General features: G+C 75.2%; 16 protein-coding genes and 1 pseudogene. 11 read left to right on the plus strand and 6 right to left on the minus strand.

The features are described 5' to 3' along the window. Positions 1–18: 18 nt before the first annotated feature. Positions 19–861: an alpha/beta fold hydrolase gene (locus tag JAO84_RS04350; protein ID WP_370410564.1), complete on the plus strand. Its 843-nt coding sequence runs from the start codon at positions 19–21 to the stop codon at positions 859–861. A gap of 81 nt (positions 862–942) precedes the next feature. On the opposite strand, the pseudogene JAO84_RS04355 reads toward JAO84_RS04350, so the two are convergent. Further along, positions 943–1,839, minus strand: a pseudogene (locus tag JAO84_RS04355) (DMT family transporter); the annotation flags it as partial. A gap of 90 nt (positions 1,840–1,929) precedes the next feature. On the opposite strand from JAO84_RS04355, the gene JAO84_RS04360 reads away from it, so the two are divergent. The 5 genes from JAO84_RS04360 to JAO84_RS04380 all read left to right on the plus strand — a co-directional run bounded on the left by JAO84_RS04360 (position 1,930) and on the right by JAO84_RS04380 (position 10,972). Next, entirely contained in the window at positions 1,930–3,342 is a 1,413-nt protein-coding gene (locus tag JAO84_RS04360; protein WP_370410566.1) for a PLP-dependent aminotransferase family protein, read from the plus strand. Between the two features lie 201 nt (positions 3,343–3,543). Then, positions 3,544–5,154 carry an alkaline phosphatase gene (locus JAO84_RS04365; protein WP_370410568.1) on the plus strand — a complete coding sequence of 537 codons (1,611 nt, stop codon included), beginning with the start codon at positions 3,544–3,546 and terminating at the stop codon, positions 5,152–5,154. A 118-nt stretch (positions 5,155–5,272) separates the two neighbouring features. Continuing rightward, positions 5,273–6,679, plus strand: coding sequence for an SWIM zinc finger family protein (locus JAO84_RS04370; RefSeq protein ID WP_370410570.1), 1,407 nt, complete (start codon positions 5,273–5,275; stop codon positions 6,677–6,679). Positions 6,680–6,720: 41 nt separating this feature from the next. Further along, positions 6,721–9,402 (plus strand): DUF6493 family protein, encoded by a 2,682-nt coding sequence (locus JAO84_RS04375; RefSeq protein ID WP_370410572.1) that lies wholly within the window; start codon positions 6,721–6,723, stop codon positions 9,400–9,402. Positions 9,403–9,502: 100 nt separating this feature from the next. Continuing rightward, positions 9,503–10,972 carry a GNAT family N-acetyltransferase gene (locus JAO84_RS04380; protein ID WP_370416655.1) on the plus strand — a complete coding sequence of 490 codons (1,470 nt, stop codon included), beginning with the start codon at positions 9,503–9,505 and terminating at the stop codon, positions 10,970–10,972. Here JAO84_RS04380 and JAO84_RS04385 read toward each other — a convergent pair. Further along, positions 10,908–12,119: a PLP-dependent aspartate aminotransferase family protein gene (locus JAO84_RS04385; protein ID WP_370416656.1), complete on the minus strand. Its 1,212-nt coding sequence runs from the start codon at positions 12,117–12,119 to the stop codon at positions 10,908–10,910. The genes JAO84_RS04380 and JAO84_RS04385 overlap by 65 nt on opposite strands. A gap of 66 nt (positions 12,120–12,185) precedes the next feature. Between JAO84_RS04385 and JAO84_RS04390 the strand changes: the two genes are divergently transcribed. The 3 genes from JAO84_RS04390 (at position 12,186) to JAO84_RS04400 (ending at position 15,032) form a co-directional block, all read left to right on the plus strand. Continuing rightward, positions 12,186–12,683: an Lrp/AsnC family transcriptional regulator gene (locus tag JAO84_RS04390; RefSeq protein ID WP_265866808.1), complete on the plus strand. Its 498-nt coding sequence runs from the start codon at positions 12,186–12,188 to the stop codon at positions 12,681–12,683. A gap of 49 nt (positions 12,684–12,732) precedes the next feature. Then, entirely contained in the window at positions 12,733–14,490 is a 1,758-nt protein-coding gene (locus JAO84_RS04395; protein ID WP_370410574.1) for a DUF885 domain-containing protein, read from the plus strand. Between the two features lie 92 nt (positions 14,491–14,582). Next, the gene (locus JAO84_RS04400) at positions 14,583–15,032 is read left to right on the plus strand and encodes an Lrp/AsnC family transcriptional regulator (protein ID WP_370410576.1); all 450 of its coding nucleotides are present in this window, start codon (positions 14,583–14,585) and stop codon (positions 15,030–15,032) included. On the opposite strand, the gene JAO84_RS04405 is transcribed toward JAO84_RS04400, so the two are convergent. From JAO84_RS04405 to JAO84_RS04415, 3 genes are all read right to left on the minus strand, one after another. Then, positions 15,022–18,078 (minus strand): AAA family ATPase, encoded by a 3,057-nt coding sequence (locus JAO84_RS04405; protein ID WP_370410578.1) that lies wholly within the window; start codon positions 18,076–18,078, stop codon positions 15,022–15,024. The genes JAO84_RS04400 and JAO84_RS04405 overlap by 11 nt on opposite strands. Continuing rightward, positions 18,075–19,250, minus strand: a complete 1,176-nt coding sequence (locus JAO84_RS04410; RefSeq protein ID WP_370410579.1) for an exonuclease SbcCD subunit D — start codon at positions 19,248–19,250, stop codon at positions 18,075–18,077. The genes JAO84_RS04405 and JAO84_RS04410 overlap by 4 nt, the downstream gene beginning before the upstream one ends. A gap of 108 nt (positions 19,251–19,358) precedes the next feature. Further along, positions 19,359–19,985, minus strand: coding sequence for a YigZ family protein (locus tag JAO84_RS04415; RefSeq protein WP_370410581.1), 627 nt, complete (start codon positions 19,983–19,985; stop codon positions 19,359–19,361). Positions 19,986–20,140: 155 nt separating this feature from the next. On the opposite strand from JAO84_RS04415, the gene JAO84_RS04420 reads away from it, so the two are divergent. Continuing rightward, positions 20,141–20,551 carry a CoA-binding protein gene (locus JAO84_RS04420; RefSeq protein WP_265866888.1) on the plus strand — a complete coding sequence of 137 codons (411 nt, stop codon included), beginning with the start codon at positions 20,141–20,143 and terminating at the stop codon, positions 20,549–20,551. A gap of 63 nt (positions 20,552–20,614) precedes the next feature. Next, positions 20,615–21,016, plus strand: coding sequence for a nuclear transport factor 2 family protein (locus tag JAO84_RS04425; RefSeq protein ID WP_370410583.1), 402 nt, complete (start codon positions 20,615–20,617; stop codon positions 21,014–21,016). 54 nt (positions 21,017–21,070) lie between these two features. Here JAO84_RS04425 and JAO84_RS04430 read toward each other — a convergent pair whose 3' ends face one another. Then, positions 21,071–21,631 carry a YbaK/EbsC family protein gene (locus tag JAO84_RS04430; protein ID WP_370410585.1) on the minus strand — a complete coding sequence of 187 codons (561 nt, stop codon included), beginning with the start codon at positions 21,629–21,631 and terminating at the stop codon, positions 21,071–21,073. Between the last annotated feature and the right edge of the window lie 39 nt (positions 21,632–21,670).

Here is a 21,670-nt window from a genome sequence, read left to right on the forward strand (position 1 = left end):
GTACGACAGGGAGCAGCCATGTCCGCACAGATCTCGTTCCCCGTGAAGTCCGCGGCCGGGCCGCGCACGGTCACCGTGACGTACGAGCGGCGGGGCACGGGCGAACCCCTGCTGCTGCTCCACGGGATCGGCCACCTCTGGCAGGCCTGGGAGCCGGTCATCGACGTGCTCGCCACCGAGCGGGACGTGATCGCCGTCGACCTCCCGGGCTTCGGCGCCTCCCCGGCACTACCGGCGCCGCTCGCGTACGACCTGACCACGGTGGTGCCGGTGCTCGACGCCTTCTGCGCCGCGCTCGGGGTGGAACGGCCGCACGTGGCGGGCAATTCGCTCGGCGGGCTCCTCGCCCTGGAGCTGGGCCGGGAGAAGCTGGTGCGGTCGGTCACCGCGCTCTCCCCCGCCGGCTTCTGGTCGGAGGCCGAGCGCCGCTACGCCTTCACCACCCTGCGTGCGATGCGGGGCGCCGCGCGGGCGATGCCGCTGCCGCTGATCGAGCGCCTGTCCCGCAGCGCGGCCGGCCGCACCGTCCTCACCAGCACCATCTACGCCCGCCCGGCCCGGCTCTCACCCGAGTCGGCGGTCGCCGAGACGCTGTCCCTGCGCGCGGCCACCGGCTTCGAGCAGACCCTCGCGGCGGGCCGCTCCGTGCTGTTCCGCGAGGACGTCACCGCGCTGCCCGTGACGATCGCCTGGGGCAGCCGCGACCGGCTGCTGCTTCGCCGCCAGGGCATCCGCGCCAAGCAGGCCATCCCGGGTGCCCGGCTGATCCGGTTGCCCGGCTGCGGTCATGTGCCGATGAACGACGACCCCGCCCTGGTGGCCCGGGTCATCCTGGACGGCAGCGCCGCCGCCGCGGCCTGACGGCGCGTCGGCGCGAACGGTGCGAGCGGCACGGCCGCGACGGACGCCGAGCCCGAACAGTCCGGTACCGAGCGCCGCCCCGGCCCCCACCAGGAGGCCGCCGGCGGCCTGCGCCGGACCGAAGGTGCCCTCGCCGACGAGCACGGCGGTCAGCGCGGCGGCCACCGGGATGGCACCGGTATAGAGAGTGGCGCGTTCCATACCGATCCGCTGGGCGCCCATGTAGAAGAGCACGAAACCGACGACGGTTGCGAGCGCCGCCTGCCACACCAACGCTGCGGCCTCCACACCCGTCGGCATCCGCAGTGCCGCCGTGCCGTCGACGGCGAACCCGAGGAGCGCCGCCTCGACGGCGCCGACCCCGCACACCACCGCCGTCAGGAGCTTGGGCCCGAGCAGCCGCAGCACCGGCACCGCGAGCACCGTGAAGCCCACCTCACCCGCGAGGGCCGCCGCCGACCAGCCGAGCCCGGCCAGGTCGGTGCGGCCCCAGCCCTGCACGGTGAAGGCCCCGGCGGCGACGAGCACCGCCCCGTACAGCACCGGCCTGGTCGGCCGCCGGCCCTCGGTGAGCGGCACCAGGACGGCGACCACGACGGGCGCGCAGCCGACCAGGACGCCGGGGACGGCCGGCTCGGCGGTGCGCTCGGCGGCGAGGACCGCCAGGTTGAAGCCGACCATGCCGACCGCCGCGAGCAGCGCGATCCGCAGCCACAGGCGCACGGTCAGGGCGCGCAGCGGCCGCAGCACGGCCCGGCCGCCGAGCAGCGGGAGCAGGAGCAGACAGGCGGCGCCGTAGCGCAGCGCCTGCCCGCCCGCGTACGGGTAGGAGCCGAGCAGGCTGTTGGCGGTGAAGGAGGCGCCGACGAGGGCGTAGGCGACGGTGACGAGGAGCACGCCGCGCAGGGAGTTCGCGTTCATGGTGTCGACGCTAGGAACCGGAGCGGCTTCTTTTGAGGTCCACTTGTCGTACGTCATCGGGGACCACTTCTCGCGCTGGCCCGGGACACGGCGACCAGGCACGAAGGACGTCGGGACGACGGACGTCGGGACGAAGGGGGTACGGGGATGCGCGGCCAACCGGCCTGGGAGCTGCTGCTGCCCGCGGCGGCGGCTCCGGCGCGGCAGCGGGGGCGCTCGCTCCAGGAGGCGCTGCGGGAGGCCGTGCGCACGGGCCGGCTCGCGGTCGGGACGCGGCTGCCGTCGAGCCGGGCGCTCGCCGCCGACCTCGGGGTGTCCCGGGGCCTGGTGACGGAGGCGTACGAACAGCTCACGGCCGAGGGCTATCTGCGCAGCGACCGGGGGTCGGGCACCTGGGTGGGCGGGGCGGCGCGGGCCGCCGCGCCCGGTGTGCGGGACCTCGCGCCGCGCGCCCCGGGCGTACGCGTGGACTTCCGGCCCGGGACGCCGGACCTGTCGCTGTTCCCGCGGGCCGCGTGGGGCGCGGCGCAGCGGGCCGTCCTGTCCGAGCTGGCCCATCGGAGGCTCGGCTACCCGGATCCGCGCGGTCTTCCCGAGTTGCGGGCGGCGGTCGCGGCGCTGCTCGCGCGCCGGCGCGGGGTGGTGGCGGATCCGGAGCGCCTGGTGGTGTGTTCGGGGGTGGCGCAGGCCGCCACGCTGCTCGGCCTTGCGCTACGCGCGCGTGGGCACGGCGCGGTGGGCGTGGAGGATCCGGGCAGCCCGGAGCACGGCCGGCTGTTCGCCGCGACCGGCCTGGACACGGTGTGGCTGCCGGTCGACGAGGAGGGTCTGGTGCCGGGGCGGCTGGCGGCGTCCGGGGTGCGGGCGGTGGTGGTGACGCCCTCGCACCAGTTCCCGTCCGGGATCTCCTACGCGGCCGGCCGGCGGGCCGAACTGCTCGACTGGGCCCGGTCGGTGGACGGGTTCGTGTTCGAGGACGACTACGACGGGGACTTCCGCTACGACCGGGCGCCGGTCGGCGCGCTCCAGGGGCTCGATCCCGAGCGGGTGGTGTATACGGGCTCGGTGAGCAAGTCCCTCGCGCCGGGGCTGCGTCTGGGCTGGCTGCTGCTGCCCGGCGAGCTGGTCGAGGAGGTCGTGGAGCGCAAGCGCACGATGGACCTCGGCAATCCGGTGATCGACCAGGCGGTGCTCGCCCGTTACGTGTCGGGCGGCGGCTACGACCGGCAGCTGCGGCGCTGCCAGCGGGCCTACCGGGAGCGCCGGGACGCCCTGGTGGCCGCCCTGGAGCGGCACTTCCCCGGCACGGTGACCAGCGGCATCGCGGCCGGTCTGCACGTCATCGCGCGCCTTCCCGCCGCGTACGGGCCGACGCCGGCCTTCCTCACGGCGGCGGAGGCGGCGGGGGTGGCCCTGCGGCCCCTGGAGGAGTACGGGACGGGGCGCCCGGCGGACGGGGCGGTACGGCTGGTGATCGGCTACGCGCATCTGACGCCGGCGGAGATCGGGCGCGGGGTGGCGCTGGTGGCGGCGGCCGGCCCGGGGGACGGCGTGGGCTGAACCTGCCTGCGGGGGCGGTGGGTTGTTCACGCCCTGGGTTGTTCACGCGGGGGGTTGTTCACGCGGGGGGTTGTTCACGCGGGGTTCGGCTGGGCGCCGTTCCCGGGCGCTAGGCATGGGGCGCGGCACCGGGGCGCGGGCCTCGGAGCCGTACGTACGCGAGACGACGGTCCCGCTCCGCCCACCCCTTGGAGGCGTTCGATGTCCCAGCCCACCCCCGGTCCGGCGGCCGGCGGCCCGGCGCCCGCCCGCCGTACCGTCCTGCGCGGTTCGCTCGCCGCTTCGGCAGCCGCCCTCACCGTCGGCGGCGGCGCGTTCGCGAGCCCGGCGTTCGCCGTGTCGGGGCGTCCGTCGGCCGCGTGGGGCGTGCAGACCGGTGATGTCACCGCGCACGCGGGCCTGGTGTGGGTCCGCTCGGACCGGCCCGCCCGCATGATCGTGGAGACCTCGGCGAGCGAATCGTTCCGCCGGGTGCACCGGCACCACGGCCCGCTGCTCGGCCCGGGCACGGACTTCACCGGCACCACCGCGCTGCGCGGCCTGCCGGCCGGCGAGCAGATCCACTACCGGGTCACCCTCGCCGACCCGGACGACCCGCGCCGCACCGGCGAGCCGGTCACCGGCACCTTCCGCACCGCGCCCGAGCGGCGCCGGGACGGGGTGCGGTTCCTGTGGTCCGGTGACATCGCCGGGCAGGGCTGGGGCATCAACCCGGACATCGGCGGCTTCCGCGCGTACGAGGAGATGCGCCGGCTCGACCCGGACTTCTTCCTGTGCAGCGGCGACACCATCTACGCGGACGGGGTCATCCAGCCGTCCGTGACGCTGCCCGACGGGCGGATCTGGCGGAACGTGACGACGCCGGAGAAGTCCAAGGTCGCCGAGACGCTGGCCGAGTACCGGGGCAACTTCCGCTACAACCTGCTCGACCACAACGTGCGGGCCTTCAACGCCCAGGTCCCGTCGATCGTGCAGTGGGACGACCACGAGGTGCGCAACAACTGGTACCCGGGGCAGCTCCTCGACGACGTCCGCTACACGGAGAAGGACGCCGACGTCCTCGCCTCCCGTGCCTCGCGCGCCTTCGCCGAGTACTTCCCCGTCTCCACGCTGCACGCGCGCGTGGGCGAGACCCGCGCCGAGGGCCGGATGCACCGGGTGGTGCGCCACGGCCCCCTGCTCGACGTGTTCGTGCTGGACATGCGCTCGTACCGCAACGCCAACTCGCCGGGCCGGCAGGCCGACGACACCACCGGCATCCTCGGCACCGAGCAGCTGGAATGGCTGAAGCGGGAGCTGTCCCGGTCCCGCGCGGTGTGGAAGGTGCTGGCCGCCGACATGCCGCTGGGCCTGGTCGTCACCGACGGCGCGACCGACTTCGAGGCCGTCGCCCAGGGCGACCCGGGCGCGCCGCTCGGCCGCGAGCTGCAGATCGCCGAGCTGCTGCGCTTCATCAAGCACCGGCGCATCACCGGCACCCTGTGGCTCACCGCCGACGTGCACTACACCTCGGCCCAGCACTACGTGCCCGAGCGCGCGGCCTTCAAGGACTTCGCCCCCTTCTGGGAGTTCGTCTCGGGCCCCCTGGCTGCGGGCGGCTTCCCGGCCAACCAGCTGGACGCCACCTTCGGCCCGGACCGCGTCTTCGTCCGCGCCCCGGACCGCGCGAACCTCTCGCCGATGGAGACCCCGCAGTACTTCGGCGAGGTCGCCATCGACGGCGACAGCGGCGAACTGACGGTGCGTCTGCGGGCCGAGGGCGGTCTGGTGCTGTTCAGCCGGACGCTGCAGCCGGGGCGGGTGGGGCAGTAGGTCCCGGAATCGGGGCGGCGGAGCCTGAGGGTCCGGGCGTCGGCGGGGAACGAGTCCGGGCGCGGGGCCGCCTCCGCCGTCCGGGCGATTGTCAGTGGCGGGTCCTACGGTCTTTCACATGACGCGATCCGTACAGGCGCTGGCCTACGCACGCCCGTCCGCCCTCGAGCCCACCGGCTCCGGGCGGCTGCTCGGACTGGAGACCTCGGGGGGCCTCACGCCGCACGGCGCCGAGGCCCGGCCCCGGTTCTTCTCCGGGTTCCTCACCTCACCGCAGGTCGCCGCGCGCGGGCTGCTCGCCGTGGCCGACGTGGCGGCGGCGCGCTACTACCAGCGGATGAGACCGGGTTCGCTGGACCCGGTGGTGACGGGCAACGGGGACCGGCTGCGGTTCGAGTCGTTCTCGGGGTGCGGCGGGGTGTACGCGCGTCTGGACGTGCTGAGCGCGGGTCTCGACGGGGCGGAGACCGGGCACGGAACGACGAACGTCGATGTGAACAACCCGCTGCGGGAGGCCCTGTCGCGGCTGACCGGCGGCGACCCGCTGCATCTGCGGGTCGGTCCCGAGGAGTTGGCGGTGACCACCCTGGACGGGCCGGTCGTCGAGAAGAAGGTGCCGCTGCCGGACCGCTGGCTGCGCGGCTTCGCCGAGGCCCAGGTCTCGTCCGCCGGTTTCGACCTGCGGGCCGAGCTGTCCGGGGCGGAGGCGGTGCGCTTCCTGCGTTCGCTGCCGCGCTCCCAGGCGCGCGGCCGGGGCCCCATGTGGGTGGTGCAGCAGGGCCGGACGCTGCGTCCGACCACCCGCCCGGTGCCGGGCGCCGTCTGCCTCGCGGGCCCGGATCGACTGATCGCGCTGGAGCGGGTGCTGCGGCACGCGACGGCGCTGCGGGTGTACGGGCCGGTGCCGGACGGCGCGGCGGCCGCGCCGAGCGCCTGGGAGGTGGAGCTGCCGGGCATGCGGCTCACTCTCACCCTCTCCCCCGACCCGGCGCGCGGCTTCTCCGGCGAGGGCGGCGTCCTGGAGGCGCTGGCCACGGAGGAGGCGGCGCAGGACGCCGAGCTGGTCTCGGTGCTGCTCGCCTGGGAGCCGCGCATCGACCTCGCGGACCTGGCCGAGCAGTCGGGGCTGCCCGTGGACCGGGTGCGGGCGGCGCTGACCCGGCTCGGCACGGCCGGCCGGGTGGGTTACGACGTCGCCGAGGCGGCGTACTTCCACCGCGAGCTCCCCTACGACGCCGATCGCGCCGAGCGCCACAACCCGCGGCTGCTCTCCGCCCGGGCCCTGCTCGCGGAGGGCGCGGTCACGCTGGACGGCGAGCTCGCGACGGTGGCGTCCGGCGAGCGCCGCTATCAGGTACGGGAGACCGCGCACGGACGTCTGACCTGCACCTGTACCTGGTGGGCGGACTACCGGGGGCGGCGCGGCCCCTGCAAGCACGCGCTGGCGGTACGGATGGCACGACGCGGAGCGATGACGGTCGAGTCGGCGGGGACGGCCGAGGCGGTCGCGGAGGGCGCGCGATGACGACGGCGACGGACACGGGGACGGACAAGGGGACGGGGACCATGACGGGGACGACGGCCATGACCACGGCCATGACCACGGTCGAGACCGCGACGGAAGCGCTGCTGACGGCGGTACGGGAGGGGCGGCACCGCGAGGTGCCCGCGCTCCTGGAACCCCTGGACGCCGCCGCGCGCAAGAAGGCGCTGCCGCGCCTGAAGGAGCTGCGCACCGAGGTGCGCGGCTGGGACTGGCAGCAGTGGAACGCGCAGACGGAGGCCCGCCGGGCGCTGAGGGTCGCGGGCGCCGGCTGCCACACGGGCGCGGCCGCGGCGGCGGCCTGGATCGCCTCGCGCGATCTGACCGGCTGGGGCCAGCACACCGTGGACGGCGTCCTGGAGGTCCTGGCGGACCGGGACCCCGCGTGGCTCGGGGACGTGGCGGGCCGGCTCGCCGACCGCCCGGGCGTCGCCGACGACGACTACCACCTGGTGCACACCCTGGTGCTGCGCTCCGGCCGTCCGGTGCCGACCACCGAGAGCTATCTGCGCGGCTGGACCCGGACGGTGACGGACCACCGGCTGGTGGCCCGGCTGCGCGAGGACCCGCAGACGCCGGTGCTGCTGCCGCACGTCCTGGCGCTGACCGAGACCCCGGACCGGCTGACCTGGTCGGTCGGACCGGACGCGCCCACGCACTGGCCGACGGCCCTGAAGACCCTCGCCGACGAGGGCGTGCTCGACCGCGCGGTCCTGGTCGACGGCTGCGTGTCCCGGCTGCTGCGCGGCGGCCGGGCCCGCGACCTGCGCTTCCCGCTGGCCCTGCTCCAGACCCTCGGCACCACGGACGAGGAGCGGCGGGCGCGGATCCCGGACTGGCTGGGCATGGCGGCGGACGGACCGTCCCCGGTGGCCGGCCACGCCCAGACCATCCTGACCGAGCTCGCGCTGGACGGCGGCCTCACGGTCACCGAGCTGGCGGAGATGTCGGGCTCGGTGCTGTTCCGCAGCGAGAAGAAGCTGGTACGGGCGCAGTTGACGCTGCTCGGCAAGGTGCTGCGAAGCGAGCCGGGCGCGGCGGCGGAGCTCCTTCCGGTGGTCACGGACGCCTTCGGGCACGAGGACACCTCCCTCCAGGAGCGGGCGCTCGCTCTGGTGGGCCGCCATCTGAAGCACGTGGACGAGTCCGCCCGGACGGAACTGTCCGGCGCCGTCGAGCTGTTGAGCCCGGTGCACCGGCAGGCCGCGGCCGAGCTCTTCGGCGTGGCCGCCGTGTCCGACGACGCGCCGTACGAGGAGGTCCTGCCGCCCGCGCCGGAGCGCCGCCCGGTGGCGCCTCCGGCCGAGCTGGCGGAACTCGTGGAGGACCTGGTCTCCCTGGAGCGACGGCCGCACGACGTGGTGCCGGAGGAGTTCGAGCGGGCGCTTGACGGTCTCGTACGGCATGCGCACCGGGACCGTGAGGCGCTGCGGGCGGCGGTGCGGGAGGCGTTCGCGGGGGCGTACTGGCTGGAGGCGGGGAGTCGCCTCGGCGACGGTACGCGGGGCCTGACGGACATGCTCGCCACCGTGGTGGGCACCGCGCGGGTCACCCGCACCGATGCCGGCCACCGCCCGTCCTGTGCGCACGAGTCGCTGGCCTGGGTGCTCCAGTCGCGGGTTCGTGAGGCGGCCTGGCAGCTCGCCCAGGGCAAGCGCGTGCCGTTCCTGCTGGCCGCACCGAGCTGGCACACCGGGTCCATCGACGCACCCGTGCTGGTGGAGCGGCTGCGGGAGTACCGAGACACTGGGGTGCAGCCCTTGCCCCTGGACCTGGCGCAGGCGCTGCTCCGGGTGCGGAAGGGCGGTCCGGCGGCGGCCGAGGCGGCAGTCGAGGCGGCGGCGCTCGGCACACGGGCGGGTGAGCGGCTCGCGGAGTGGCTGACGGCGGACGCCTCGCTCGCGCCCGGGGTGCGGCTGCAGTCCCGGAGCCGCGACAAGCGGGGCGGCCAGTGGTGGCTGGCAGACCGGGTGGTGCTCGCGGTGCGCGAGCGCCGCGTGATCCGTGAGGAGTTCCCGCCGGCGTTCCGATGGCTCGGCACCGAGCCGACCGAGTCCCCGCGCGGCTGCGGCTCGTACCACTGGTCCGGTCAGCGCTCCCTCTGGCCGGCCGTCCTCCCCGACGACCGGGAGACCCTGGCCGCCTGGTTGCTGCCCACTCTGGCCGGCGGAGTCGAGCGGGAGGAGCGCGGGGCGACCTGGGCGCTCACCGCCCTCGCCGAGTCCGACGGCCCCGTCGGCCCCGCCGTCCACCTGGCGCTCGCCGTCGGGCTCGGCTGCTTCCACGCCGAGGACCGGCTGACCGCCGTCGACGCGCTGCTCGTGCTGGCGTCGCGCGGCGAGCTGGACGCGGCGCTGCTCGGGGCGCGGCTCGCGGAGTTGCTGGCCGAGGGGTCGGTGAAGCCGAACCGGCTGGCGGACGCGGCTCGTACGGCGGCGGCGACCGGGGCGTACGGGACGGTGCGCGACGTGCTGCTCGCGCTGCTGCCGTCGGTGCTCGGCGACGCGAAGCCGGCCCGCGGGAGCGGGGAGCTGCTCGCGGTGGCGGCGGAGTGCGCGGAGCGGGCCGGCGGGTCCGGGGAGGAGGTGCCGGGGCTCGCGGAGCTCGCGGCGCGCAAGGGCACGACGCAGCTGGTGACGCAGGCGCGCCGACTCGCGGTCGCGCTCGGTCAGCGGGCCGGTCAGACCCGATCGGAAAGTGCTTGAAATCGCCACCAATGCCCCGGATCGGCGCTTAACCCGTCAGTCACAAGGCGTTCGTGATCACGCAACACCACTGGGTCACAGTGAGGTCATGACGCCCGATATGACGCACCGGAAGAACGCCCGCCGGCTCCACCACTGGCGGCACGACCTGATCGAGCTGGCGGCCCTGTTCACCGCCGTGGTGGTGGCCGACTCGATCGCCAAGACCGTGGTGAAGGGCCCCGACGGCCCTTACCTGCTGGTGTTCTCGGCGATCGCGCTGGTCGCCACGGCCGCCTTCCACACGTGGTGGGCCCGGCGGCACAGTCATGCGCCGCCCGCCGACGATCCCGGCGGCAGCGGGGTGACGTCCCCGCTGCCGCCGGACGCGGTTTCCGGCGAGGCCCCCACCCCCGTGGGGGACTCCGCCGGAACGGCCACCAGCCTGTGGCGGCTGCGGACCACGGTCCGCGACGCCCCGGGCAGCCTGGCCGCGCTGTGCGCGGTGCTCGCCCGGCACGGGGTCGACATCCTGACCCTGCAGACGCACCCGCTGGCCGAGGGCACGGTGGACGAGTTCCTGCTCCGCGCGCCCGCCGGTCTCGAGGCGGGCGTGCTCACGCGGGAGATCGCCGCGGCCGGCGGCACCGACACCTGGACCGAGCGCGCCGACGCCCATGACCTGGTCGACACCCCGACCCGGGTGCTCGGCCTGGCCACCCGCACCGCGCTCGACGCGGCCGAACTGCCCCTGGCGCTGCGCCAGCTGCTCGGCCGCTGCACCCTGCGCTCCGTACCGCCGGTCTCCCTCTCCGGCCGCCCGACCGGAGACCACGCCCCGGTGGAGGGGGTCCTGGAGGAGACCGCGATGCGGCTGCGCGACCCGAACGGCGGGACGCTGGTGATCGAGCGGCCGTATCTGCCGTTCACGCCCACCGAGTTCGCCCGGGCCCGCGCCCTGGTGGAGCTCGACGCCCGGCTCGGGCCGCGGCTGCCGCGCGGCCTGGACGTGCTGACGCTGCCCGAGGGCAACGACATCACCGTGCGCCGCGCCGACCAGCGCGACCTGGCCGCCGCGCGGGCCATGCACGACCGCTGCTCCGAGCGGACCCTGGCGCTGCGCTACCACGGCCCGGTCGGCGACGCCGACCGCTACCTCGACCACCTGCTCAGCCCCCGGTTCGGCCGGACGCTCGCCGTGCAGACGGCCTCCGGCCGGGTCGTCGCCCTGGGCCATCTGCTGTGGGACGGCGACGAGACCGAGGTCGCCCTGCTCGTCGAGGACGAGTGGCAGCGGCGCGGCATCGGCTCCGAACTCCTCGGCCGTCTGGTGGCGCTCGCGGAGGAGGCCGGCTGCGACAGCGTCTACGCGGTGACCCAGTCCTCCAACACCGGCATGGTGGCCGCCATGCGGGCGCTGAACCTGCCCCTCGACTACCAGATCGAGGAGGGCACCCTGGTCATCACCGCCCGCCTGGCCGGCCGCCCGGCGAGCGCCGCCGGCCCCCGGGCGGAGTCCGACGTGGCTACGCCCGCGCGGCCCGCTCCGGACTCCGCCGGCTCTCCGACGGGGTGGCGGACCCGGCGCTGAGCGCCTGTGTGAGGTCCCGCCACAGGTCCTCGACGTCCTCCAGGCCCACGGACATGCGCAGCAGCCGGTCGCTGATGCCGCCGGTGCGCCGGTCCGAGGGATCGACGATGCGGTGGCTGATCGAGGCGGGGTGCTGGATGAGCGAGTCGACGCTGCCGAGGCTGACCGCCGGCGTGATGAGCCGTACCGCGCCGATCACGTCGTGCGGGTCGCCGTACACCTCGAAGGCGATCATCGCCCCGCCGATCCGCGGATAGTGCACGCGCGCGATCCGCGGGTCGCCGGCCAGCCGCCGGACCAGGTCGGCGGCGGTCGCCGAGGCGGCCCGTACCCGTACCGGAAGCGTGGACAGGCCGCGCAGCAGCAGATAGCCGGCCAGCGGGTGCAGCACGCCGCCGGTGGCGAAGCGCACCTGGCGCAGGGTACGGGCGAACTCCTCGTCGCAGGCGACGACACCGCCCATGACGTCGCCGTGACCCCCGAGGTACTTGGTGGCGCTGTGCAGCACGATCCGCGCGCCGAGCTCGGCGGGCCGCTGGAGCACCGGGGTGGCGAAGGTGTTGTCGACCAGGAGCGGCACCTCGCCGCAGGAGTGGGCCAGGGCCCGGATGTCCACCTCGGCGAGGGTCGGGTTGGCCGGGGTCTCGACCATGACCAGGCCGGTGTCGGGCCGGATGGCGTCCGCGACGCCGGCCGGGTCGGTCCAGGTGACCTCGGTGCCGAGCAGTCCGGCGTTCAGCAGGTGGTCGCTGCAGCCGTACAGCGGGCGGACCGCCACCACGTGCCGCAGACCCTGACTCGCGCGGGCGAGCAGCACGGCGCTGAGCGCCGCCATGCCGCTGGCGAAGGCGACCGCGGCGTCGGTGCCCTCCAGGCGGGCAAGGGCGGTCTCGAAGCGCCCGGTGGTGGGGTTGTCCAGGCGGGCGTAGACCGGCGGGCCGTCCGGGAGGACGCCGGTGGTGGCGAACGCGTCGATGCGGGCCGCCTCCGCCCGGGCGTCGCGGGACGGGTAGGTGGTGGACAGGTCGAGCGGCGGGGCGTGCAGACCGAGCTCGGCGAGGTCGTCGCGGCCGGCGTGCACGGCTTCGGTGGCGAGTGCCCGGGTGGGGGCGGACTCGGCGGAGGACGCATGGGCGTTCCTGGTCATGTCCATGCGGCGCACTCTGAACGGATACCGCCGGGTAGCGGGAAATCGCCGTGCTACGTTCGGCCAATGGCTGATTCTGTCGTACTGGACCCGGTCGATCTGCACATTCTTCGCCTGCTGCAGAACGACGCCCGGACCACCTACCGGGAGCTCGCCGCCGAGGTGGGGGTGGCTCCGTCCACCTGTCTCGACCGAGTGGCACGGCTGCGCCGCACCGGCGTGATCCTCGGACACCGGCTACAGCTGAATCCGGCCAAACTCGGCCGGGGCCTGGAAGCGCTGCTGCTCGTCCAGGTGCGCCCGCACCGCCGGGAACTCATCGGGCCGTTCGTCGAACGGGTGCGCGCGCTGCCGGAGTCCCGGGCGCTGTTCCATCTCACCGGCCCCGACGACTACTTGGTCCACGTGGCCGTGGCGGACCCCGCCGACCTGCAACGACTCGTCCTGGACGCCTTCACCTCACGGCGCGAGGTGGCCCGCGTGGAGACCCGGCTGATCTTCCAGCAGTGGGAGTGCGGACCGCTGCTCCCGCCCGTCCCCGGCGCTCATTTGTCAGCCGACTGAGATCGATTGAGGGTGACGCGGGCCCCGTGCACGGGCCAGGATTGGCTCCATGCCAGAGTCTTCCAGCACCGCTCTTCCCCGCCAGGTCGCCGACGACTACGTCGACGCGCTCATCGAACTCGACCCGATCACCGGCACGTTCCTGGGAGTCCGCGAGAGCGCCGGGCGCCTCCCCGACTTCTCCCCCGCCGGTCAGGAAGCCCTCGCCGACCTGGCGCGGCGCACGCTCGAACGGCTCGACACGGCGGAGCGGCAGGACGGCGCCCAGGACGAGGCGGAGCAGCGCTGCGGCCGGCTGCTGCGCGAGCGGCTGACCGCCCAGCTCCAGGTGCACGAGGCGGACGAGGGCCTGTGCGCGGTGAGCAACCTGCGCTCGCCCGCGCACAGCGTGCGCCTCTCCTTCACCATGCTGCCGACGGCGACCGAGGCCGACTGGACGGCCGCCGCCGCCCGGCTGCGAGCCGTGCCGGCGGCTCTGGAGGGCTATCGCGCCTCGCTCACCCTGGGGCTCGAACGCGGCATGCGGGGCGGGCCGCGGGCCACGGCCACCTTCGTCGGGCAGCTCACCGAGTGGTCGGCCGGCGGCGGCACCGGCCCGGACGGCGCGCCGCGCGGCTGGTTCTCGGGCTTCGCGGCCGGCGCCGACACGGCGATCCGGGCGACCGGGCCGGACGGCGACGGTGACGGCGGGCTGCCGGACGGACTGCGGGCCGAGCTGACGGCGGCGGGCGCGGCGGCCGACGCGGCCGTGCTCGCGCTGCGGGACTGGATGCGCGACGTGTACGCGCCGGCGGTCGCCGACGCCCCGGACACCGTGGGCCGCGAGCGCTACCGCCGCTGGGCCCGCTTCTTCAACGGCACCGACCTGGACCTCGACCAGGCCTACGCGTACGGCTGGTCCGAATACCACCGCCTGCTCGGCGAGATGCGGCACGAGGCCGACCGGATCCTGCCCGGCTCCGACCCGTGGGAGGCGCTGGCCCACCTCGACGTGCACGGTGCGCACATCGAGGGCGTGGACGCGGTGCAGGACTGGTTGCAGGGCCTGATGGACGAGGCGATCGACGCGCTGGACGGCACGCACTTCGAACTCGCCGACCGGGTGCGGCGGGTGGAGTCCCGGATCGCTCCGCCCGGCGGCGCCGCCGCCCCGTACTACACCGGCCCGTCGGAGGACTTCTCGCGCCCCGGTCGCACCTGGCTGCCGGTGGACGGACAGCACCGCTTCCCGGTGTACGACCTGGTGTCGACCTGGTACCACGAGGGCGTGCCGGGCCATCACCTGCAGATCGCCCAGTGGGTGCACGTGGCCGACCGGCTCTCCCGCTACCAGGCGACGATCGGCAAGGTCAGCGCCAACACCGAGGGCTGGGCGCTCTACGCGGAGCGGCTGATGGACGAGCTGGGCTTCCTGGGCGACGCGGAGAAGCGGCTCGGCTATCTGGACGCGCAGATGATGCGGGCCTGCCGGGTGATCGTGGACATCGGCATGCACCTGGGCCTGGAGATCCCGGCGGACTCGACGTTCCACCCGGGCGAGCGGTGGACGCCGGCGCTCGCGCAGGAGTTCTTCCAGCGGCACAGCAGCCGGCCGCCGGCCTTCGTGGAGAGCGAGATGACCCGCTATCTGTCAGTGCCGGCCCAGGCCATCGGCTACAAGCTGGGCGAGCGGGCCTGGCTGCTCGGCCGCGCCAACGCCCGCGCCAAGCACGGCGACGCGTTCGACGCGAAGGCCTGGCACATGGCGGCCCTGTCGCAGGGCCCGCTGGGGCTCGACGACCTGGTGGACGAGATCTCCCGGCTCTGAGCGCGGCGCGGGCGCGGAAGCCGGGCGGCCGGACTGTGAGATACCCCCGGGAGGACTTGAACTCCCGGGGGTTTCCCTGCAAGGTCACGCCCATGACCAGCGGATACATCCCGGACGCCACGGACTGGCGGATCCTCGACGCCCTCCAGGCCCAGGGCCGGGCCAGCTTCGCCGAGCTCGCGCGGGCCGTGTCCATGTCCGCGTCGGCGGTGACCGAACGCGTGCGGCGCCTGGAGGAGGCGGGGGTGATCGCCGGGTACACGGCGATCGTCGACCAGGAGCGGCTCGGGCTTCCGATCCTCGCCTTCGTCCGGCTGCGCTACCCCAACGGCAACTACAAGCCCTTCCACGACCTGATCGCCGCCACCCCCGAGGTGCTTGAGGCGCACCATGTGACGGGCGACGACTGCTTCGTCCTGAAGGTCGCCGCCCGCTCCATGCGGCATCTGGAGGAGGTCTCCGGGAAGATCGGCGCGCTCGGCTCGGTCACGACGAGCGTCGTCTACTCCTCGCCGCTCCCCCAACGCCCGATCAGCCGCTGAGCGCGTCGCCGCCCGTGCGCAGGCGCACGGCCGAGCCGTCCCGGGCCTTGGTGACCTCCAGCTGGGCCGGGATGCGGCGGCGCAGGTCGCCGACGTGGCTGACGATGCCGACGCTGCGGTCCCGTTCGCGCAGGGAGTCCAGCACGTCCAGGACCTCGTCGAGGGTCTGGTCGTCGAGGCTGCCGAAGCCCTCGTCGATGAAGAGGGTGTCGAGGCGGACGCCGCCGGCCTCGTCGGTGACGACGTCGGCGAGGCCGAGCGCCAGCGCGAGAGAGGCGAAGAAGGTCTCGCCGCCGGACAGGGTCGCGGTGTCCCGCTCGTTGCCGGTCCAGGCGTCGACCACGTGCAGGCCGAGTCCGGCCCGCCGGCCGCCGCTGCGGGCGTCGGAGTGGACCAGGGTGTAGCGCCCGGAGGACATCCGCTGCAGCCGGGCCGTGGCGGCGGCCGCGACCTGCTCCAGGCGGGCCGCGAGCACGTAGGACTCCAGGCGCATCTTGCGCTCGTTCTCGGCGGAGGTCCCGGCGGCGAGTCCGGCGAGCCGCGCCACTCGCTCGTACTCCTCGCGCAGCGGCCCGAGCCGCCGCACCTCCTCGTCGGCCCGCCCGGACAGCCGGTCAAGCGCCTCGCACCGCTCCGTTACGGCGGAGAGCACGGTGGCGGCCTCGCGCAGCGCCCGCTCGGCGTGGCTGTGCGCGGCGCCGGCGGCGGCCGGGTCGGCCGGCGGGAGCGCGGCGGCGGCCGCGGTGGCCTCGTCACCGAGCCGGTCGGCGACGACCGCGGCCTCCGACCGCCAGGCGTCGACGCGCTGTTGGAAGCTGCGCCGGGCGGGCTCGTCGAGGAGCGCCGCGGCCGCCTCCGCCGGGGTCGCGAACCCGGCCCGGAACGCGGCGTCGGCCAGCCGGTCGTCGGCGTCCTTCAGGCCGCGCGCGGCGACCTCGGCGCTGCGCACCGCCTCGGCGGCCCCGGTCAGCAGTCCGATCCGCCGCTCCAGGAGCGTGGCGTACTCGGCGACGCTGCCCGACTCCCCTCGCGAGGCCGCCACTTCGGCCTCCAGATCCGCCTGCTGCTGCTCCAGCGCCTCCCGCCGCGCCGCCCGCGCCGCCACCCGCCGCTCGGCCTCCCGCTGCGCGGCGACCCGCTCCTCGTGCTCCCGCTCGGCCCCGCCCAGTGCCTCCCGCGCGGCATGCGTCTGCCCGGCGAGCGCGTGCGCCTCGGCGTGGGCGCGGGAGAGCTCGTCCACGAGCCGGGTGAGGTCGGCGACGGCGGGCTCGGCGGCGGAGCCGCCGTCGGCATCGGCGTCGTCCGTCCCCGCCAGCGCCTCCTTCCGTGCCGCCTCCCAGGCCTCCGCCGTCGCCGCCGCGCCCGTCTCCGCCGCCGTGCGGGCCTCGTCGGCCCGGGTGTAGGCGGCGTAGGCGGCGTCTTCGGCGGTGCGGTCGACGTGGTCGGCGGTGGTGCGGGCCGGGGCGGGGTGGGTGGCGGAGCCGCAGACCTGGCAGGGGGCGCCGGGGGTGAGGGCGGCGGCGAGTTCGGCCGCGATGCCGTGCAGGCGGCGGGACTTGACGTCGAGCCAGTGTTCGTGGGCGTCGTTGCGGTGCTCGCGGGCGGCGGTCAGCCGGTCGCGGGCGGTGGTGAGTTCGGCGGCGAGGGCGTCGCGGCGGCGGGCGGCGGCGAGACGGCGGCGGGCCGGTTCGAGGCGGCCGGCGAGCTGTTCGGCGCGGGCGGTGGCGTCCTGGGCGGCCTCGGCGTGCCGCTTGAGGCCCTCGCGGCGGGCGTCCCAGCCGGCGAGCCAGGCGGCGGCGTCCTGGAGGAACTCCTCGTCGGCGCGGGCCTCGCGGTCCAGGACGGCGCGCTCGGCGGCGAGTTCGGCGCCACGCTGCTCGGCGCGGCGGGCCGCCTCCAGGCCGCCGAGCTCCTCGCGCAGCCGGCGCTCGACGGCGGAGAGCTGTTCGGTGCCGGCGTCGCCGAGGTCGGGCGGCAGTATGGCGCGGGCACGGTCGCGGGCGGCGTCGGCGGTGCGGTGGGCGCGCTCGGCGTCCTCGCGCAGGGCGAGCGCGGGGGCGACCCGGTCGGCCTTGAGGGAGCGGTCGAGGGCCTGCTGCCATCGCTCGCACTCGGGTCGGCGGGCGGCGAGCTCGTCCTGGCGGCGGAGCGCGTCGGCGTGCCGGGCCTGCCGGTCGGCGAGCTCTCGGGCCGCGTCGAACGCGGCGCGCGCGCCGGCCTGGCGCTCCTCGGCGGCGGCGAGCCGGATCCGGGCGATGTCGAGGGCTTCGCGGGCCTCGCTGCGGGCGAGCGCGGCGCGGGTCTGGACGGCCTCGGCGAGGCCGGGTTCGCCGGGGCGCTCCTCTACGGGGGCGGCGGCGGGCGATCCGGGGCCGGCGGCCTCGGCCATCCGGTGGGCGAGGGCGAGCAGCCGCTCGTCGCCGGCGCCGACCTCCCGCTCGGCGGCCTTGCGGAGCTCGGCGAGCCGGTCCTCGACGGCGGCGAAGCGGCGGGTGTCGAAGAGCCGGCCGAGGAGCTTTCCGCGGGCCTCGGCGTCGGCGCGCAGGAAGCGTGCGAAGTCGCCCTGGGGCAGCAGCACGACCTGGCAGAACTGGTCGCGGCTCATGCCGAGGAGCTGGGTGATCTCCTCGCCGATCTCCTGGTGGGACTTGCTGAGCCCCTTCCAGGTGCCGGTCCCGGCGTCGTACTCGCGCAGCGTGCTCTGGGCCTTCTCCGTGGTGAAGCCGCCGCCGCGCTTCTTGGGGCGCGGCTGCGCCGGGCTCCTGGTGATCTCCAGGCGCCGCTCCCCCACGGTGAGTTCGAGGGTGACCTCGGTGGGGGTGCCGCTCGGCGCGTGGTCGCTGCGCAGCACGGACCCGGGGCTCTGGCGGGCGCCGGGGACGGAGCCGTACAGCGCGAAGCAGACCGCGTCGAGGACGGAGGTCTTGCCGGCGCCGGTGGGTCCGTGGAGCAGGAAGAGGCCGGCCGACGACAGGGTGTCGAAGTCGATCTCCTGGGCGGTGCCGAACGGGCCGAAGGCGGTGACGACGAGGCGGTGGAGTCTCACCGGCCCACCTCGCGCTCGCGGCGGGCCGAGTCGACCCGGACGTCGTCGAAGGCGCCGTACAGCACGCCGCGTTCGGCGCTGTCGGGGCCGGCGCCGCCGCGTACGTGGGCCACGAAGTCCTCCGCGATCTGCTGGTCGCTGCGGTCGCGCAGCCGGGTGGCGTAGGAGAGGGCGGGGTCGTCGTCCGTGCGCTCGGGGTCGAAGACCAGGTGGAGGGCGTGCGGGAAGCGCTCGGCGAGCCGGGCCATGGGTTCGGCGGGGCGCACCGGGTCGGTGAGGGTGGCCTCGATCCAGGAGTCCTCGTGGCGGGCGAGGCCGGGGTCGGCGAGCAGGTCGTCGAGGCGGCCGCGGATCCGGGCGAGCGGGCGCGGCACGGGGCAGTCGATCCGCTCGGCGGTGTCCACGGCGCCGTCCGGGCCGAGGTCGATCAGCCACATGGTCTTGCGGTGGTCGGTCTCGGAGAAGGAGTAGGCGAGCGGGGAGCCGGAATAGCGCACCCGCTCGGTGAGGGTCTGGCTGCCGTGGAGGTGGCCGAGGGCCACGTAGTCGACGCCGTCGAAGACTCCGGCGGGGACGGCGGCGACGCCGCCGACAGTGATGTCGCGCTCGCTGTCGCTGGCCTCGCCGCCGGCCACGAAGGCGTGCGCGAGGACGACGGAGCGGGTGCCGTCGGGGCGGGTGGCGAGGTCGGCGCGGACCCGGTCCATGGCGGCGCCGAGGACCGCCTCGTGTCCGGCCTTGGCGGCGCCGAACTGCTCGCGCACCAGGGCCGGTTCGAGGTAGGGCAGGCCGTAGAGGGCGACGTCGCCGTGGGCGTCGGCGAGCAGCACGGGGGTGCCGGCGCCGGCGGGGTCGGTGCGCAGATGGATGCCGGCGCGCTGGATGAGGCCGGCGGCGACGCCGAGGCGGCGGGCCGAGTCGTGGTTGCCGGAGATCATCACGGTGGGCACGCCCGCCTCGGCGAGGCGGTGCAGGGCGGCGTCGAAGAGCTCGACGGCGGCGAGCGGCGGCACGGCGCGGTCGTAGACGTCGCCGGCGACGAGCACCGCGTCCACCTCGCGCTCGCGCACGGTCGCCACCAGGTGGTCGAGGAACGCGGCCTGGGCGTCGAGCAGGGCGACCCGGTGGAACGAGCGTCCCAGGTGCCAGTCCGACGTGTGCAGAAGCCTCATGATCCCTGAGCGTATCGGTGGGGTGTGACAGACCCGGCCGGAACGGCGAAAGGGGTACGGAGCGGGTACGGGCGCACGCCTCGGCCCGGGTGCCCGTACGGGTGCCGGTCAGGCATCGCCGTACGCCTCGCCGCCGAGTTCGAGGCTCGCCTCGCCGGCGGTCGCGTCGGCGAGCCAGGCCGTGAAGTCCGTCACGTCCGCGTCGGGGAGGCCGATCTCGATGGTGACGGCGGCGCCGTAGCTGACCTCGCGCACCGAGCGGCCGGTGGAGCGCAGGTCGTTCTGCAGTTTGCCGGCGCGCTGGTGGTCGACGGTCACGGTGGCGAGCCGGTAGCGGCGCCGGGTGATGGTGCCGAGGGCGTCGAGGGCCTCGCCGACCACGCCGCCGTAGGCGCGGATGAGGCCGCCGGCGCCAAGTTTGACGCCGCCGTAGTAGCGGGTGACGACGGCGACGACGTAGCGCATCTCACGGCGCAGCAGCATCTGGAGCATGGGCACGCCCGCGGTGCCGCCGGGCTCGCCGTCGTCGGAGGCCTTCTGTAGGGAGGCGTCGGCGCCGATGACGTATGCGAAGCAGTTGTGCGTGGCGGTGGGGTGCTCGCGGCGGATCCGGGCGACGAACTCCTGCGCCTCCGCCTCGGTGGCGGCGGGCGCGAGCGCGCAGATGAAGCGCGATCGGTTGATCTCGGACTCGTGGACGCCCTCGCCGGCGAGCGTGCGGTACTGCTCCTGCATCACGCCAGCCTATGCGCCCGGCGGGCGCCGCCCGCGCCCGCCCCGGTCCGCGCGGATCTCCGGGGCGGGCGGGAATGACCGAGGGTCACGGCGTGTTCACCCTCGTAGACCGGATCGTTTCACGGAAAGGGCAGTGTGTGATGAGCGTCGAGTCCATGACCACCGAGGCGGAGACCGTGCGCCGCATCCTCACCGAGAGCGGCGACACGTGGGCGGTGGTGGGCCTGTCCAACAACCGGATGCGCGCGGCGTACGGGGTGGCCCAGACCCTCCAGCGCTTCGGCAAGCGGATTGTGCCGGTGCACCCGAAGGCGGAGACGGTGCACGGGGAGCAGGGGTACGCGTCGCTGGCGGACATCCCGTTCCCGGTCGACGTCGTCGACGTGTTCGTGAACAGCGAGCTCGCGGGCGCCGTCGCGGACCAGGCCGTCGAGATCGGCGCCAAGGCGGTGTGGTTCCAGCTGGACGTGATCGACGAGGCGGCCTACGAGCGGACCCGGGCGGCCGGTCTCGACATGGTGATGCACCGCTGCCCGGCGATAGAGATCCCGAAGCTGAGCCGCTGACCGCTGACCCGGCCGGCCCGCGCCGGGAGGCGGGCACCACGCTCCGGCGGTTCGATGGCCGGTATGAGCGAGCGCGAAGACTTCCTGGCCTGGGTCCGGACCGAGTTGTACGAGGCGGAGCTGGCGATCCACAACGGGGACGCCGGCCCGCGTCGGGCCCTGTGGTCGCGCGATGAGCCGGTGACGGTGCTGGGCGCTTGGCGCAACGCGTTCGGGCAGCGGGAGGTCGATGAGCTCTTCGCCCATCTGGCGGAGAGCTTCTCGGACTGCACGTCGTACGCCTTCGAGCTGAAGGCGTACGACGTGGTGGGCGACGCGGCCTGGACGGTCGGCTTCGAGCAGACCGCCGTCTCGGTCCGGGGCGAGCCCTCCCGTTACACGCTGCGGGTGACGCAGGTCTACCGCCGCGAGGACGGGCGGTGGCGGGTCGCGCACCGGCACGGGGACTCGGTGGACGGGGTGTGAGCCCCGCTCCGCCCCGCCCCGGCTCGTCAGCGGTCAGCCGTCAGGCATCGGTCTTCAGACCTCGACGCCGAGGCCTTCGAGGACGACGGCGCCGGGGAGCTCGGCGAAGGCCTTGCCGGGGACGATGAGCTTGCCGCGGCGGCGGCCGCTGCCGATCAGCACCCACGGCGTGTCGACGACGGTGGCGTCGACCAGGACGGGCCAGTCGGCCGGGAGGCCGATGGGGGTGATGCCGCCGTACTCCATGCCGGTGTCACCGGTGGCGGTCTCCATGGGCGCGAAGCGCACCTTGCGCGAGCCGAGCTCCTTGCGGACCACGCCGTTGACGTCGATCCGGGTCGCGGAGCGGACCACGCAGGCGGCCAGGGTGGTGGTCTCGCCGCGCTTGCCGGCGACGATGACGCAGTTCGCGGACTCGTCCAGGAGGCGCGGGCCGTAGTGCTCGATGAACACCGCGGTGTCCGCCACGTCCGGGTCGGTGTCCACGTAGAGCAGCTGGTCGGCGGGCACGGCGCCGGTCCAGGCGCGGACCGCCGCGGCGACGGGGTCGGTGAGCAGGTCGAGGCAGTCGGGGGCGGGGCGGACGTCGTCGAAGGTGCCGATGGGAGCGCGCATGCCCGGCACCGTAACAACTCCGCGCCGGGGCACGGCTCT

The sequence above is a fragment of the Streptomyces fradiae genome (genome assembly GCF_041270065.1).
Lineage (GTDB): Bacteria > Actinomycetota > Actinomycetes > Streptomycetales > Streptomycetaceae > Streptomyces.

Bases quoted from the DNA above. Each gene is read 5' to 3' on its own strand.
- JAO84_RS04350 (WP_370410564.1), top strand. From the start codon at position 19: ATGTCCGCACAGATCTCGTTCCCCGTGAAGTCCGCGGCCGGGCCGCGC.
- JAO84_RS04360 (WP_370410566.1), top strand. From the start codon at position 1,930: ATGCGCGGCCAACCGGCCTGGGAGCTGCTGCTGCCCGCGGCGGCGGCT.
- JAO84_RS04365 (WP_370410568.1), top strand. From the start codon at position 3,544: ATGTCCCAGCCCACCCCCGGTCCGGCGGCCGGCGGCCCGGCGCCCGCC.
- JAO84_RS04370 (WP_370410570.1), top strand. From the start codon at position 5,273: ATGACGCGATCCGTACAGGCGCTGGCCTACGCACGCCCGTCCGCCCTC.
- JAO84_RS04375 (WP_370410572.1), top strand. From the start codon at position 6,721: ATGACGGGGACGACGGCCATGACCACGGCCATGACCACGGTCGAGACC.
- JAO84_RS04380 (WP_370416655.1), top strand. From the start codon at position 9,503: ATGACGCACCGGAAGAACGCCCGCCGGCTCCACCACTGGCGGCACGAC.
- JAO84_RS04385 (WP_370416656.1), bottom strand. From the start codon at position 12,119: ATGACCAGGAACGCCCATGCGTCCTCCGCCGAGTCCGCCCCCACCCGG.
- JAO84_RS04390 (WP_265866808.1), top strand. From the start codon at position 12,186: ATGGCTGATTCTGTCGTACTGGACCCGGTCGATCTGCACATTCTTCGC.
- JAO84_RS04395 (WP_370410574.1), top strand. From the start codon at position 12,733: ATGCCAGAGTCTTCCAGCACCGCTCTTCCCCGCCAGGTCGCCGACGAC.
- JAO84_RS04400 (WP_370410576.1), top strand. From the start codon at position 14,583: ATGACCAGCGGATACATCCCGGACGCCACGGACTGGCGGATCCTCGAC.
- JAO84_RS04410 (WP_370410579.1), bottom strand. From the start codon at position 19,250: ATGAGGCTTCTGCACACGTCGGACTGGCACCTGGGACGCTCGTTCCAC.
- JAO84_RS04415 (WP_370410581.1), bottom strand. From the start codon at position 19,985: ATGCAGGAGCAGTACCGCACGCTCGCCGGCGAGGGCGTCCACGAGTCC.
- JAO84_RS04420 (WP_265866888.1), top strand. From the start codon at position 20,141: ATGACCACCGAGGCGGAGACCGTGCGCCGCATCCTCACCGAGAGCGGC.
- JAO84_RS04425 (WP_370410583.1), top strand. From the start codon at position 20,615: ATGAGCGAGCGCGAAGACTTCCTGGCCTGGGTCCGGACCGAGTTGTAC.
- JAO84_RS04430 (WP_370410585.1), bottom strand. From the start codon at position 21,631: ATGCGCGCTCCCATCGGCACCTTCGACGACGTCCGCCCCGCCCCCGAC.